Here is a 12,761-nt window from a genome sequence, read left to right as displayed (position 1 = left end):
CACGAAGCTGAGTGCCTCGTGAAACACCCGGTTACGGGCAGCCTTTCGGTCCGCGACGCTGCAGCGGGCGTGTCCTGAGAGGCTCTGAAACCCTTCCCGCAGCCGGCGCGAAGGCCTATGCCCGGAGCCGCTTCGATTGGACGCCGCGGACGGCTCCCCGTTCCCCTCCGGAGACGCATGGAATCCGATCCCCTTCTCCTGACCTGGCGTGCCGCGCGGCGTCTGCACGGGGCCGCCGCGGCCCTCGCGGTCGGGATCGGCGCCCCGCTCTGTGCGCTCGCCATCCTGTGCCTGCGCGACCTCGTGGCGGTGCTGCCCCGCGACGAGGCGCCGGTGCTCGCCTTCCTGCGCCTCGCCGTACCGTTGCAGGGCCGCGAACTCGTCCTGGCGCCGGGTCTGCCGATGCGCCCCGCCGGGCTCGAACTCGCAGCCTTCCTGTGCATCGCCGCCTGCGCGCTGCTCCTGGCCGGGCTCGGCTGGTGGGTGGCCCGCCTGTGCTTCAAGGCCCAGACCCGCGCCGCCGACGCGGTGCGGGAGGGCGTGCTGCGGGCGATCCTCGACGCGCCGGCGGGAGCCCGGGACGAGGCGCGCAGCCTCGCCCGCCTCGTCGGAGAGGTGCTGGCACGGGCCGACCGGTTGCTCGCCGCCGGCATCGTGCTACCGGCGATGACGCTCGCCGCCCTGATCCTGGCGCTGGGCTTCGCCGCCCTGGCGGCGCCCCGGCTGATCCCGGCCGCCCTGGTCGGCCTCGGGGCGGTCGGCCTCGCCTACGGGCTGGTGCTGGAGCGCGCCCGGGACCGGCAGGAGCTGCGCTTGCGCACCAGCGCGCGGGCTGAGGAGAACCTGAACGACCTCGTCCGCCGCCTGCCGGCCGTGCGCAACCACGGGGCGGCCGCCCTCGAACGGTCGCGCATCGCGGCCCGCGTGGTCGCGATGCGCGGCACGGTGGCGCGCGCCGAGGCACGGCTGGCCTATGCGCGGGCGCCGGCGCTGGCCCTGGCGGTGATCCTGCCTGCGATCGCAGTCGGCACGGCCCTGTGGCGCACGCCGGGACCCGGGATGCCCCCGGCGCCGCCGGTCGATCCTGCGTCCCTCGTGGCGGCAATCGGCGCCTTCGGCCTCGCGGGCTGGCTCGCCGCCATCTGCGCGCGGCTCTGGACGGTGCGCCGGGCCGTGCGCCCGCGCTTCCGCGACCTCGCCCGCATCGTCGCGTCCCTCGAAGGCCGCCGGGCGCGGACCGGAGCCCCGGTGCCTCTACCGCGGTCCGGCCTCCTCGCGACACTGCGGGTCGGTGCCTTCGACCCGGTCACCGGCGAGCGGCTGACCGGCGTCGACGTCGCCGTGTCGATGCCGGGCCATGTCGCGATCACCGGCAGCCGGGGCAGTGGCGTCCGGGCGCTGGCGGCGGTGCTGGCCGGGCAAGTCGAGCCGACCGCCGGAACCGTCACCTACGCGGGCACGGACCTGCGCGGCTTCGACCCCGCCGAGCGCGCCCGCCGCATCGCCTTCGCGGCCGGCGAGGCGATCCTCATGGCGGGTTCCCTGCGGCAGAATCTCCTCTACGGCACCGACCCGGGCAGCGCCCCCGACGACATCGCCCTCGTCGGGCTCTGCCGCCTGACCGGGCTCGACGGCTTCGTGTATGCCCGCGGCCTGACCGGGCGGCTCGACCCCGCGTCCCGGCCGCGGCTCGCGGCAGCGATCGTCGCGGCCCGCCGGACCATGCGGCACGCGCTCGCCGCCAAGGGGGCCGAGCGCCTGGTCGAGCCGTTCGATCCCGATCGCTACAACCATCAGGCGAGCATCGGCGAGAACATCCTGTTCGGCGAGCCGGTGGGGACCGCCTTCGCGCCCCTGCGCTTCGCGCGCCATCCCTACCTGCGGGCGGTGCTGGAGGCCGAGGGGCTGGTGCGGCCACTGACCGAGATCGGCCTGTCGGTCGCCCGCAGCATTGTGGAGATCTTCGCCGACCTGCCCAACGACCATCCCCTGTTCGACGCCTATTCGCTGTTCCAGGCCGCCGAGCGCGGCTATTTCGAGGACCTCGTGGTGCGCCTGCCCGATGCCGGGGCGCTGCGCCGGGGGCCAGCGGGTCAACGCGACCGGATGCGGCTGATCGGGCTCGCCCTGCGCTACAGCGAATCGCGCCATCGCTTCGGTCTGATCGACGCCGACTTCGAGGCGCGGCTGGTCCAGGCCCGGCGCTCCTTCGCGCGGATGCTGCCGGCCCACCTCGCCGGCGCGGTCGAGTTCCACGATCCCCGGCGGGTCAACCCGGCTGCCAGCCTGGAGGAGAACCTGCTGTTCGGCCGGATCAGCCTGGGTGAGGCCAATGCCGAGCCGCGGGTGCGGGCGCTGGTGCGGCGCGTGCTCGCCGAGGAGGGCCTGGAGGCCGCGGTCTACGAACTCGGCCTCGACAGCAAGGTCGAGATCCAGCCCAGCACCGGCGCGCTGGCGGACGGCGCGATCAACGCCCGGGAGCGGATGGCGATCGAGCTGGTCCGCTGCCTGGCCCGGGAACCCGACATCCTGGTCGTCGCCATCGCGGCCGACGAGCGGAGGGAGGGCCTGCAAGACCGCCTCGCCGGCTTGAGGCAGGTGCGGGCCGGGCGCGGGTTGATCGTCTGCCTGCCCGGGGCCGGGGTGCTGGACGGGGTGACACCGTTCGACGCGGTGATCGCGGTGGAGAACACCGTGGTGGTGGCGCCCGGGGCGGTTGGCGCGGAGGCGGAGCCGGTCCCCGTGGCGTGATCGGTCTCTGCCCGCGAAGGGCGCCGTCGGGTCGATGGGGCTGCCCTGCGAAGATGCGCGGACATGTCCGGGGTGGCCATACGTCAAGCGCGCCCGATCTTCGCGACGGCGTTCACGCGGGCCAAGGAGATTTCTTTGAGAGCGTCGGTCCTGGCCATCCTGGCTGCGTTGATTGCGCCTGTCGCCACGGCCCAGGCCGGCGACGCGACCCTGGCCAGCGAGGGCAATTGGGACCTGAAGAGGTCGAGCGGCAGCGCGACGAGCGAGGCCGGATGCGTTCTGACACCGAAGACACAGTCCCGGATCCAGGTGAGCAAAGACCGCCTCGTCGTCACCGGATTGCCAAAAAATTCGATCTTCAATTATCAGTACAGAATTGACGACAAGCCGGCCTCGACGCCGGCGATCCCGTCCAGTGCCATGCAGAACGACGGTATCATCGCCTTTGACGGCGACGCACTGGCGGAGATTTTGAACGGACACCGGTTTCAGATCCGCATCCTCGACAGATGGCACGAGGCGATCACGGACGATGTCGACCTGTCCGGCCTGAAAGACCTGCACGAGAAGCTGGTCCAGGTGTGCAATGAACGTCCCCACGCGGTCCGCATACCGCCCACATGATCTGCCGAGGCCGTGCCCCACAGCTCCGCGCGGCGCCGTTCAGGGCTCAGTGCGGCATGAGCTGGGGGATGGCCTTCCGCAGGCGCGAATAGCCGCGTGTGGCCAGGGGCCAAGCCGCCTCGTCCCAGGCACGGCGAACCCGGAGGCAGCCGGCCGGCAACGCATCGGCGGAGGGTCCGACCGGCGCCCAGGTTGTCACCGTTGGGCAACCCGCGTCCCAGTCCGCTGGGACCAGGGTCGCCTGACAGTCGAAATGCGCCGCGGCCCGCTTCAGGGCGTCGGCCATCGCGGCCTCATCGGCCTCCCGCACGCGGTCGGACGCGCCCGGCGCATGGACGACGTGGCCGCCGACCCGGACGATCCTGGCTTCGCCGAGCGGGAAGCTCTCCGGGTTCAGGTCATCGAGATGCAGGAGCAGCGCGACGTCGCCGCCGGGTGCCGCGTCGGCCCGCGGCAGCGAGACCTCCCGCGGCGGCATGGCCTCGTCCAGCGCCTCCGGATCCTCGTCGAGGCCGGCGGGATCGAAACGACCATCGGTATAGCGCCTGATGTTCTCGGCCCGGGCGACGTAAGGCTTGCCGCGCGTGTGCAGCCCGGCCACCCAGCGCCACGACAGGGTATTGCTCGCCGGATCGCCGTCGATCAGATGCGCCATGAAGAATTCGGCCCCGAGCGCCCACGGCAGGCGCAGGGTGAAGATCCAGATCGAGGCGAACCACATCCGGGCATGGTTGTGCAGCCACCCCGTCTCGACCAGTTCGCGGGCCCAGTCATCGAACCCGTCGACGCCGGTACGCCCTGCGACGGCGTCGTCGTAGGTGCGGCGCAGCCCCGGCTCGGCTGTCAGCCGGTCGCGGTCCGCTGCGGCCCGTGCCAAGCATCCGGCCCAGGCATCCGGGTGGGTCTCGAGGTGGCCCTTGAAGTAGGTCCGCCAGAACACCTCGGACACGAACTTCTCGCTTCCCGCATCGCCGAGCGCCCGGCCGGCCGCGTCCGCCACCTCGGCTTCGGTGATCAGCCTCCGGCGCAGGTAAGGCGAGAGCGCCGATGTCGTCGGCTGCGCACAGGGCCCGCGGTCGCTGTTGCGGGCCCCAGGGTAGGCGAGGCCAGCCTGCGTGAGGAAGGCGGACAGTCGTTCGAGTCCGGCCTCGCGGGTCATGGGGAAGGTGCGGTTCATTTCCGTGAGCTAGGGCGGGTTGCGGCACTGCAGATGCGACCCATTCCCCAGGGCCTAGCGGGTTTCACGGGCGGGACCCGGCTCGGGCCACAGACGGGGCCGTCGGGGAAACCGTCAAATTCGGCCGGTCCGCAGCCTCACCGCCGCCGCAATAATCCGCCAGGTCGAGACCCCATGCCCGCCCGGCGCCATTCCGGCCGATCCAGTGCGGACGGTTCATGCCTCGAACGCTCCCGATCACCCTCGCCGCCAGTCTCGCTCTCCTGGCCGCATCGAGCCCTGCCGCAGCCCAGGCCGGCAAGGCCGAGGCGCCGATCCCGGCCGCGACCCTCGCGCTGATGGCCCAGAAGGGTGTCACGGCCAGCGCGCCGGTGCTGTTCCGGGCCTACAAGAAGGAATCGGAGATCGAGGTCTGGAAGAAGGGTCCGTCCGGCTACGTCTTCATCAAGACCTTCCCGATCTGCCGCTGGTCGGGCCAGCTCGGACCCAAGCGCAAGAGCGGCGACCGGCAGACCCCGGAGGGGTTCTACACGGTGCCCAAGCGCCAGATGAACCCGAACTCGCACTATTACCTGTCCTTCGACGTCGGCTATCCCAACGCCTACGACCGGGCGCATGGCGGCACCGGCTCGGCCGTGATGGTCCACGGCATCTGCTCGTCGATGGGCTGCTTCGCCATGACCAACGGCACGGTCGGCGAGATCTACGCCATCGCGCGCGACGCCCTGAAGGGCGGGCAGGCGGCGTTCCAGTTCCAGTCCTACCCGTTCCGGATGACGGCCGAGAACATGGCCCGCCACCGGACCGACCCGAACATCGCGTTCTGGCGCGAATTGAAGGCCGGCTCCGACCGGTTCGAGGCGAGCCGCGAGGAGCTTCAGGTCTCGGTGGTCGCCGGCCGCTACGCCTTCGCGCCGTCCAGGAACCCGGCCGTCGAGGCGGCCGTGGCGACGCGCCAGGCCGTCGAGGAGGCCCGGATCGCGGCGCTCGCCGAGGCGGGGGAGCCGGCCGTGCGGACCACCTATTCCGACGGCGGCCAGAACGCTTTCTGGGCGGCCTACACGGCCCGGGGCGGAGCGGTCGGCGATATCAGCCGGCCCGAGGCGCTGGCCTTCGCGGGGCAGGAGGTGGTGGTCGTGCCGGGGCACCGCGCCGCCCGCCCGGTGCCCGAATCGCTCTGGAGCACCTGGGTAGCGGCCTCCACCCTGTCGCCCCGGCGGATGGCGGGCTTCATCCCGGTCTACGAGCGTGCCGTGGACCCGTTCGGAGCGCTCGCCGGTCCGATCCCGACGCGCTATGGCGACGGCTTGCCCTCCTGGCTGACCGCCGGCCTGGGCGGGCTCACCCTCGGCCATGCGAATCTCTCCGGTCCGATGTCCGGCCCCGTCGCGTCGGCCGAAACGCCGTGAGGCATGCGGAAGCCCGCTTGACGGCCGTGTCCGTGTGCGCAGACGCACATCACGGCGGCCCGCGGCTCACCAATTCATGGTACGGCAGGGGACGCGCGGTACTCTCGAACCGTCGGCCTGCCGAAATCGTTGCACTCTTCCCGGAACGGCGACGGGGTTTCGATCATAACGGATCGGGATCGACGTCCGCAGATTCGTGATCGCCATGTCCAACTCGTGTGGGCCGACCAGTCCGGCGGCCAATCAGGATCTCGTACTGCGCTTCTGGGGCGTCCGCGGCTCGACCCCGGTCAGCGGCCCGCAATACGTCGAGTTCGGCGGCAGCACCCCGTGCCTCGAGGTCCGCTGCGGGCAGCGCCTGTTCATCGTCGATGCGGGCTCGGGCATCTACAACCTCGGCCAGGGTCACCGGACCGACCTGCCCCGGGAAGTCGATCTGCTGTTCAGCCACCTGCACCTCGACCACACGGCGGGCTTGCCCTTCTTCAAGCCCGCGGTTCTCGATTGCGACCGGGTGATCAACACCTATTGCGGCAACCTCGGCGGGGAGTCGGCCGGCCCGACCCTCGACCGGCTGTTCGCACCGCCACTCTTCCCGGTTACACTCGACAAGTTGTGCTGCACCTTCAACCACCACGGGTTCGAGGCCGGGCAGACCCTGACCTTCCCGGATGGGACGCGCGTCGACACGATCGCGCTGAACCACCCGCAGGGTTCGGTGGGTTACCGGTTCGAGCATGGCGGCCGGCGCCTGTGCCTGATCAGCGACATCGAACACAGCGATCCGTGGCCGGATCCGACGCTCGCCAACTTCGTCGCCGGGGCCGACCTGATGGTCTACGACGGCATGTTCACGGACGGCGAGTACCCGACCTGCCGGGGCTGGGGCCATTCCACGTGGCAGAAGGGTGTCGAACTGGCGCAGGTTGCCGGCGTGAAGGCACTGGCCATCATCCACCTGCACCCGGCCCATTCCGACACGGCGCTGCGCGACATGGAGGCCGATCTTCAGGCCGAAATGCCCACCGCCTTCATCGCCCGCGAATCCCAGAGTATCACGGTCGGCGCCCCGCAGTCCGTGAGCCGCAGGCCCACCGTGGCGCGCGAGGTGCGCCGCCGGGTCAAGGTCGCCTGATCCCGCCTCAGGCGGACCGGCCGAGGGTGCGGGCCGAGGACCGCGCTTTGCGGGTCCGGTTGAACCAGCCGAAGCCGAACAGCACGAACAGGGCGATACCGATGGTCAGGATGCTCCAGCCGTAGTTGCTGACGAGTTGATCATCGATCGGATGGCCGATCCGGCCGAGGGCGACGAGCAGCCCGAAGACGGCGATCGCCGCAGAGACGAGCATCCCGACAATCATCAAACGTACTCCGGTGAACCGCGCCTTCCGATGCGACGCGGAAGACCGGAAAATGCGCGGGACCGGCAGCCGTTCCGTGCCCCCGGCGGAGCCGTTCGACATCAGGAAGCGTAGCAAACCGCGATCTTCGCGCGGCGCCTGATTGCAACGCCCTCCACCCCCGCTCTAAGTAGGCCCCGTTACGGCGCCCCGGGGCGCGCGCGGAGCCCGAGACCACGGCGATGACCGGCCCAGACACCACGAACACCACCGCGAACGCGAACACGCACCGGGACAGCGGCGCCGCCGTCCCGGTGATTCCGGGCCCGCTGCGCCCGCAGGATCAGCTCGTGACGATCTACGGCGGATCCGGCTTCCTGGGGCGGCACGTGGTGCGGGCGCTGGCCAAGCGCGGCTACCGGATCCGCGTCGCGGTGCGGCGACCGGACCTCGCGCTGTTCCTGCAGCCCCTGGGTCAGGTCAACCAGATCGTGGCCGTCCAGGCGAACCTGCGCTACCCCGACTCGGTGAACCGCGCCGCCGAGCGCGCCGACGTGCTGATCAACCTCGTCGGCATCCTGCAGGAGACCGGCTCCCAGAGCTTCGCGCGTCTGCAGGTCGACGGGGCCGAGACGATCGCCCGCGCGGCCGCCCGGCAGGGCGCCCGGATGATCCACGTCTCGGCGATCGGGGCGGATCCGGCCTCGCCCTCGCTCTACGCCCGCACCAAGGCCGAGGGTGAGGCGAAGGTCTTCGCCGCCTGCCCGGACGCGGTGGTGCTCCGCCCCTCGCTGATCTTCGGGCCGGGGGACGGCTTCTTCAACCGCTTCGCCGGCCTCGCGCGGGCGCTCCCGGTCCTGCCCCTGGCCGGCGGCCAGTCGCGCTTCCAACCCGCCTTCGTGGGCGATGTCGCGGAGGCGATCGCCCGCGCGGTCGACGGGACGATCCCGGGCGGCAAGGTCTACGAGCTCGGCGGCCCGGAGGTGGGCACGCTGGAGCACTTCGTGCGCTACATGCTGAAGACCATCCGGCGCAAACGCGTCGTGGTCGATCTGCCCCTGCCGGCGGCCAAGCTCCAGGCTCGTCTCCTCGAGATCGCCGACACGCTGACCTTCGGCCTCCTGCCCGACACGCTCAAGCTCACCCGCGATCAGGTCATCCTGCTCCAGAACGACAACATCGTGTCGGAGGCCGCCAAGGCCGAGGGCCGGACCTTCGAGGGGATGGGGATCATCCCGACCGCCGCCGAGGCGGTGGTGCCGGGCTACCTCTGGACCTACCGGAAGGCCGGTCAGTTCGCCACCGAGCGGGACCTGGAGCACCTGTCCGAGGTCCCCGACACGATGGCGCCACGGACGCTGGCGTCGAGCTCCCAGCACCGGCCCCAGACCGCCTCGGGTCCGGCGATCGGCGCCGATGCCGGAAGCTCGCCGGGTGCCACCCCGACCGGCATGGGCGTGCGCTGGGGGACCCGGAAGCCGAGCTAGATGGTGAGCCACATCCGCACCTGCGCCGCCACGGCCTGAACGTGAGGCGCATCCTCGTCACCGGCGCCGCCGGCTTCGTCGGCGGGCACGTCCTGCCGCTCCTGATTGCGGCGGGCGACCGCGTGGCGGGAATCGGCCGCGGCCCCGCGCCCCGGCTGCCGGAGGGCGTGACCTACGAGACCATCGATCTCCTCGACGAAGCGGCGCTCCGCGGCTTCGTCGCACGCTTCCGGCCGACCGAGATCCTGCACCTGGCGGGCCTCGCCTCGGTGGCGGACTCCACGAGTGGGCCCGGGCAGACCTGGCGGGTGAACGTCAACGGGCTGATGAACCTCGTCGCTGCCGTCGAGGCCGTGCCGGGCTGCACGTTCTTCGATGTCAGCTCGGGCGAGGTCTACGGCGGCGCCTTCCTGGCCGGCCATGCGCTGACCGAGGCGGCCGAGCCGCTGCCGCGCAACACCTACGCCCGGTCGAAATGGGTCGGCGAGCAATTGCTGCGCGATCTGCTGCCCCGGATCGGCGTGAAATTCGTGGTGCTGCGGCCGTTCAACCACATCGGACCCGGCCAGGACGAGCGCTTCGTGGTGGCCTCCTTCGCGGGCCAGATCGCCCGGATCGAGGCCGGGCTGGTGCCGCCCTGCCTGGAGGTCGGCAATCTCTCCTCCTACCGCGACTTCCTCGACGTGGCGGACGTGGCGCAGGCCTATGTCGACCTGATCGGCCGGGCGGAGACCCTGGCGGATGGCAGCGTGTTCAACATCAGCTCCGGGCAGCCGCGCACGATCGCCAGCGTGCTCGAAGATCTGCGCACCCGCGCCCGGGTGCCCTTCGAGATCCGGGTCGCGCCGGAGCGGGTGCGCCCGGCCGAGATCCCGATGGCGGCCGGCGATGCCGGGCTGCTGCGCGCCATGACCGGCTGGCGGCCGCGGGTCGCCTGGGACGCGGCCCTGAACCGGGTGCTGGACGATGCCCGGGCGCGGCTGGCGGCGGCGCGCAGCGGAGGATGAGGCGCGCGCCTACCGCACCACCCCCTTCGCCTTGAGCGCCTCCTGCGCCTCCGCCGGATAGTCCAGCTGCTCCGCCAGGATCTCCGCGCTCGAAGCCCCGAGCCCGGGCGGCATTCGGCGCACCGGCAGGCGCTGCCCGTCGAGCCGGTAGGGCGGGGCGATCACGTGGGCGTTGTCGGCGCCGCCGACCACGAGGCCGGCCTCCCGGGCCCGGTCGCAGGTCAAGGCTTCCCGCAGGCCCATCACCTCGCCGCAGGGGATGCCGGCCGCCCGCAGCTTGGCGATCAGCGGGCCGCGCTGCCACTGGGCGAGCGCGGCCTCCAGCACCGGGATGAAGGCGGCGCGGTTCTTCGAGCGGTCGAGGTTGGTGGCGAAGCGCGGATCGGCGACGAGATCCGGCCGCTCCAGCACCTGCTCGCAGAAGCGCCGGTACTGGCCGTTGTTACCCACCGTGATCACCACGGGTCCGTCCGCCGCCTCGAACACCCCGTAGGGCACGATCGAGGGATGGGCGTTGCCGTAGCGCGGCGGGTCGATGCCCCGAGCCAGCGCCTCCAGGCCGTAATAGGAGGTCAGCGCCACACCGCAATCGAACAGGGCGAGGTCGATCGCCTTGCCGCGCCCGGTCCGCTCCCGCTGGAACAGGGCCGCGAGCACGGCCTGGGCGGCGAACTGGCCGGTGAACAGGTCCACCGCCGCGACCCCGAACTTCAGGGGCGGCCCCCCGGCCTCGCCGTTCAGCGCCATCACGCCGGATTCCCCCTGCACCACGAGGTCGTAGCCGGGCCGGCCCGCCTCCGAGCCGTCGGATGCATAGCCGGCGATGGAACAGTAGATCAGCCCGGAATTCTCCGCCGACAGCGCCGCGTAGCCGAGGCCGAGTTTGTCGGCCCCGCCGGTCTTGAAGTTCTGCACGAGCACGTCGCTCTCGCGGGCGAGCGCCTTCACGATTGCCAGCCCCTCCGGCGTGGCGAGATCGACGCCGATCGAGCGCTTGTTGCGGTTCACGCTGTCGAAATACGAGGTGTTGCCGGGGCTGGTCGGCACGCCCCAGTCGCGGGTGTCGTCGCCGCGCTCGGGGTGCTCGACCTTGATCACGTCGGCGCCGAGGTCGCCGAGCACCTGCGCGCACCAGGGACCCGCGAGCACCCGGGACAGGTCGAGCACCCGGATCCCGGCAAGCGGCAGATCGTGAGCCGGATCAGCATCCATCAGAGGGGTCCTCGGTACGGGGGTCTTGGCTCGAGAAAGTCCTGGTTTCAAAAGGTCTTCGACCTTTTGCGGGTCCAGGGCAGAGCCCTGGTGCCGGGCTTCGCCCGATCGTCGGGCTCCGCCCCGACACCCCGCCAAAGGGCTCGCCCTTTGGAAACCTCGTCTTCACGGCTCAAGCTCCCATGACACCGTCGAGGCTGCGCACGGCCTCGATCAGCTTCGGGCGCGCCACGTCCAGGAGGAAGCGCGCATCGGTGATGACGGTGGGGGCACCGCAATTGACCGCCATGGGCGGCAGGCCGCCGCCGGGATGAAATCCGACCGCGATGGCACAGACCGTCTCCTGCCACTCGCCGAAGGAGGTGCAGCAACCGATCTCCCGGTGCTCCTCCACCGCCCGGTCGAGGCCGGCGCGGAGCGCGGGCCACGCCACCGGGTCCAGGGCCTCCAGATCCTCGTAGATGCCCGCGCGCTCCCGGTCGGGGCAGACCGCCACGTAGGCCCGGCCCATGGCGCTGCGGGCGAGCGAGATGCGCGAGCCGGTATCGAGGTTGAGCGAGATCGCCGCTGGGCCGCGCTGGCACTCGACGTAGCGCATGCTGAGCCGGTCGCGCACGCCGAGCCCCACCGAGGCGTTGGCCGCCTCCGCCACCGCCCGCAGGACCGGCCGGGCGATGGCCCGCACGTCGAGCCCGCCGAGCGCCGCGGAACTCAGCGCGATGGTCGCGGTGCCGAGCCGGTAGCGGCCGAGCTCGGGCTCGTGCTGGAGATAGCCGAGCTTGGTCAGCGTGTAGGTGAGCCGCGACACGGTGGAGCGCGGCAGGCCACAGGCCTCGGCGATGTCGTGATTGGCGAGGCTCGTCCGGCCCGGGCCGAAACAGGCGAGCACCGAAAGACCCCGGGCCAAAGCCGTGACGAAGTGGCGGTCCTCCTTGGGGCCGGACCCGGCGGCATCGGGCTCGGCGAGCAGGGTCTCTCCGGCGGTCATCGGCGCAGGAACGCCGCGAAGGCCGCCTGCGCCTCCGGACCGCGGCGCAGCGCGTGGAACACCTCCGCCTCCTCGGCGAGCGCGCGGGCGACGGACTCGCCCTGGCCGCGGCGCAGGGCCTGCTTGGTGGCGGCAATCGAGGTTCGGGGCAGGGCGGCGAGCGACCGCGCCTTGGCGAGGGCCACCTCCAGGGCCGTCCCCTCGGGCGCGGCGGCGTTGACGAGGCCAGCCGATACGGCCTCCGCGGCCGTGAACGGCTCGCCGAGCATCAGCAGCTCGGCGGCCCGCTTCGATCCGGCCACCAGGGGCAGCAGGTAACTCGATCCGCCCTCGGGGCTGAGGCCCAGAGCCGTGAACGGCAGACGGAACCGGGCGCTATCCCCTGCATAGGCGAGATCGCAATGGAGCAGCAGCGTCGTGCCGATGCCGACCGCGTGCCCCTCCACCGCCGCCACGACCGGCTTCGGGCAGGCCCGCAGGGCCTTCAGGAAGGTCAAGCCGGGGCTGTCGCCCCCGGTCTCGACATCCTGGAAATCCTTGAGATCGTTGCCGGCGGTGAAGCAGCCGCCCGCGCCCGTGAGCACCACGGCGGCCACGCCCTCATCCTCCGCCACCGCCCGGAAAGCTTCGGTCAGCCCCGCATAGGCGGCGCGATCGAGGGCGTTGCGCCGCTCCGGCCGGTCGATAGTGACCAGCCGGATCCCGGGCTCCGGATCGGCGAGGCGGATGGTTGAGGGGGCGGATTCAGGCATCGGTCGGGCCGACG

11 protein-coding genes are annotated in these 12,761 nt (G+C 71.7%); 6 read left to right on the top strand and 5 right to left on the bottom strand.

The window, feature by feature from the left end; all coding sequences use genetic code 11:
* Positions 1–177 precede the first annotated feature (177 nt).
* Positions 178–2,751 (top strand): P-loop NTPase family protein, encoded by a 2,574-nt coding sequence (locus tag BLQ49_RS15100; RefSeq protein ID WP_091716971.1) that lies wholly within the window; start codon positions 178–180, stop codon positions 2,749–2,751.
* A gap of 63 nt (positions 2,752–2,814) precedes the next feature.
* On the top strand, positions 2,815–3,375 hold the full coding sequence (locus BLQ49_RS15095) for a hypothetical protein (protein WP_091716969.1): 561 nt from the start codon (positions 2,815–2,817) through the stop codon (positions 3,373–3,375).
* Positions 3,376–3,421: 46 nt separating this feature from the next.
* Here the strand turns inward: BLQ49_RS15095 and BLQ49_RS15090 are convergent, their stop codons facing one another.
* Entirely contained in the window at positions 3,422–4,552 is a 1,131-nt protein-coding gene (locus tag BLQ49_RS15090; protein ID WP_244507605.1) for an FAD-binding domain-containing protein, read from the bottom strand.
* 218 nt (positions 4,553–4,770) lie between these two features.
* On the opposite strand from BLQ49_RS15090, the gene BLQ49_RS15085 reads away from it, so the two are divergent.
* The gene (locus tag BLQ49_RS15085; protein WP_091716965.1) at positions 4,771–5,961 is read left to right on the top strand and encodes a L,D-transpeptidase family protein; all 1,191 of its coding nucleotides are present in this window, start codon (positions 4,771–4,773) and stop codon (positions 5,959–5,961) included.
* A 205-nt stretch (positions 5,962–6,166) separates the two neighbouring features.
* The gene (locus BLQ49_RS15080) at positions 6,167–7,096 is read left to right on the top strand and encodes an MBL fold metallo-hydrolase (RefSeq protein ID WP_091717049.1); all 930 of its coding nucleotides are present in this window, start codon (positions 6,167–6,169) and stop codon (positions 7,094–7,096) included.
* A 7-nt stretch (positions 7,097–7,103) separates the two neighbouring features.
* Here the strand turns inward: BLQ49_RS15080 and BLQ49_RS15075 are convergent, their stop codons facing one another.
* Positions 7,104–7,322 (bottom strand): hypothetical protein, encoded by a 219-nt coding sequence (locus BLQ49_RS15075; protein WP_091717047.1) that lies wholly within the window; start codon positions 7,320–7,322, stop codon positions 7,104–7,106.
* A gap of 221 nt (positions 7,323–7,543) precedes the next feature.
* On the opposite strand from BLQ49_RS15075, the gene BLQ49_RS15070 reads away from it, so the two are divergent.
* Together BLQ49_RS15070 and BLQ49_RS15065 are read left to right on the top strand one after the other, a co-directional pair.
* Positions 7,544–8,788 (top strand): complex I NDUFA9 subunit family protein, encoded by a 1,245-nt coding sequence (locus tag BLQ49_RS15070; RefSeq protein ID WP_091716963.1) that lies wholly within the window; start codon positions 7,544–7,546, stop codon positions 8,786–8,788.
* Between the two features lie 41 nt (positions 8,789–8,829).
* The gene (locus BLQ49_RS15065) at positions 8,830–9,795 is read left to right on the top strand and encodes an NAD-dependent epimerase/dehydratase family protein (RefSeq protein ID WP_091716961.1); all 966 of its coding nucleotides are present in this window, start codon (positions 8,830–8,832) and stop codon (positions 9,793–9,795) included.
* A gap of 9 nt (positions 9,796–9,804) precedes the next feature.
* On the opposite strand, the gene BLQ49_RS15060 is transcribed toward BLQ49_RS15065, so the two are convergent.
* From BLQ49_RS15060 to BLQ49_RS15050, 3 genes are all read right to left on the bottom strand, one after another.
* Complete coding sequence (locus BLQ49_RS15060; protein WP_091716959.1) at positions 9,805–11,007, bottom strand: CaiB/BaiF CoA transferase family protein; 1,203 nt, start codon at positions 11,005–11,007, stop codon at positions 9,805–9,807.
* A 172-nt stretch (positions 11,008–11,179) separates the two neighbouring features.
* Positions 11,180–11,995 carry an IclR family transcriptional regulator gene (locus BLQ49_RS15055; RefSeq protein ID WP_091716957.1) on the bottom strand — a complete coding sequence of 272 codons (816 nt, stop codon included), beginning with the start codon at positions 11,993–11,995 and terminating at the stop codon, positions 11,180–11,182.
* Positions 11,992–12,747 (bottom strand): enoyl-CoA hydratase-related protein, encoded by a 756-nt coding sequence (locus BLQ49_RS15050; protein WP_091716954.1) that lies wholly within the window; start codon positions 12,745–12,747, stop codon positions 11,992–11,994. Before BLQ49_RS15050 ends, BLQ49_RS15055 begins: the two co-directional genes overlap by 4 nt.
* Positions 12,748–12,761: the final 14 nt, after the last annotated feature.

It is taken from the genome of Methylobacterium phyllostachyos, from assembly GCF_900103445.1.
Taxonomy (GTDB): domain Bacteria; phylum Pseudomonadota; class Alphaproteobacteria; order Rhizobiales; family Beijerinckiaceae; genus Methylobacterium; species Methylobacterium phyllostachyos.
The sequence above is the reverse complement of the archived record's forward strand: the minus strand, read 5'-3'. Positions and strand labels throughout refer to the sequence as shown.

Excerpts from the sequence above, each read along its gene's own strand:
- BLQ49_RS15100 (WP_091716971.1), top strand. The coding sequence starts at position 178 with ATGGAATCCGATCCCCTTCTCCTGACCTGGCGTGCCGCGCGGCGTCTG.
- BLQ49_RS15095 (WP_091716969.1), top strand. The coding sequence starts at position 2,815 with ATGTCCGGGGTGGCCATACGTCAAGCGCGCCCGATCTTCGCGACGGCG.
- BLQ49_RS15090 (WP_244507605.1), bottom strand. The coding sequence starts at position 4,552 with ATGAACCGCACCTTCCCCATGACCCGCGAGGCCGGACTCGAACGACTG.
- BLQ49_RS15085 (WP_091716965.1), top strand. The coding sequence starts at position 4,771 with ATGCCTCGAACGCTCCCGATCACCCTCGCCGCCAGTCTCGCTCTCCTG.
- BLQ49_RS15080 (WP_091717049.1), top strand. The coding sequence starts at position 6,167 with ATGTCCAACTCGTGTGGGCCGACCAGTCCGGCGGCCAATCAGGATCTC.
- BLQ49_RS15075 (WP_091717047.1), bottom strand. The coding sequence starts at position 7,322 with ATGATTGTCGGGATGCTCGTCTCTGCGGCGATCGCCGTCTTCGGGCTG.
- BLQ49_RS15070 (WP_091716963.1), top strand. The coding sequence starts at position 7,544 with ATGACCGGCCCAGACACCACGAACACCACCGCGAACGCGAACACGCAC.
- BLQ49_RS15060 (WP_091716959.1), bottom strand. The coding sequence starts at position 11,007 with ATGGATGCTGATCCGGCTCACGATCTGCCGCTTGCCGGGATCCGGGTG.
- BLQ49_RS15055 (WP_091716957.1), bottom strand. The coding sequence starts at position 11,995 with ATGACCGCCGGAGAGACCCTGCTCGCCGAGCCCGATGCCGCCGGGTCC.
- BLQ49_RS15050 (WP_091716954.1), bottom strand. The coding sequence starts at position 12,747 with ATGCCTGAATCCGCCCCCTCAACCATCCGCCTCGCCGATCCGGAGCCC.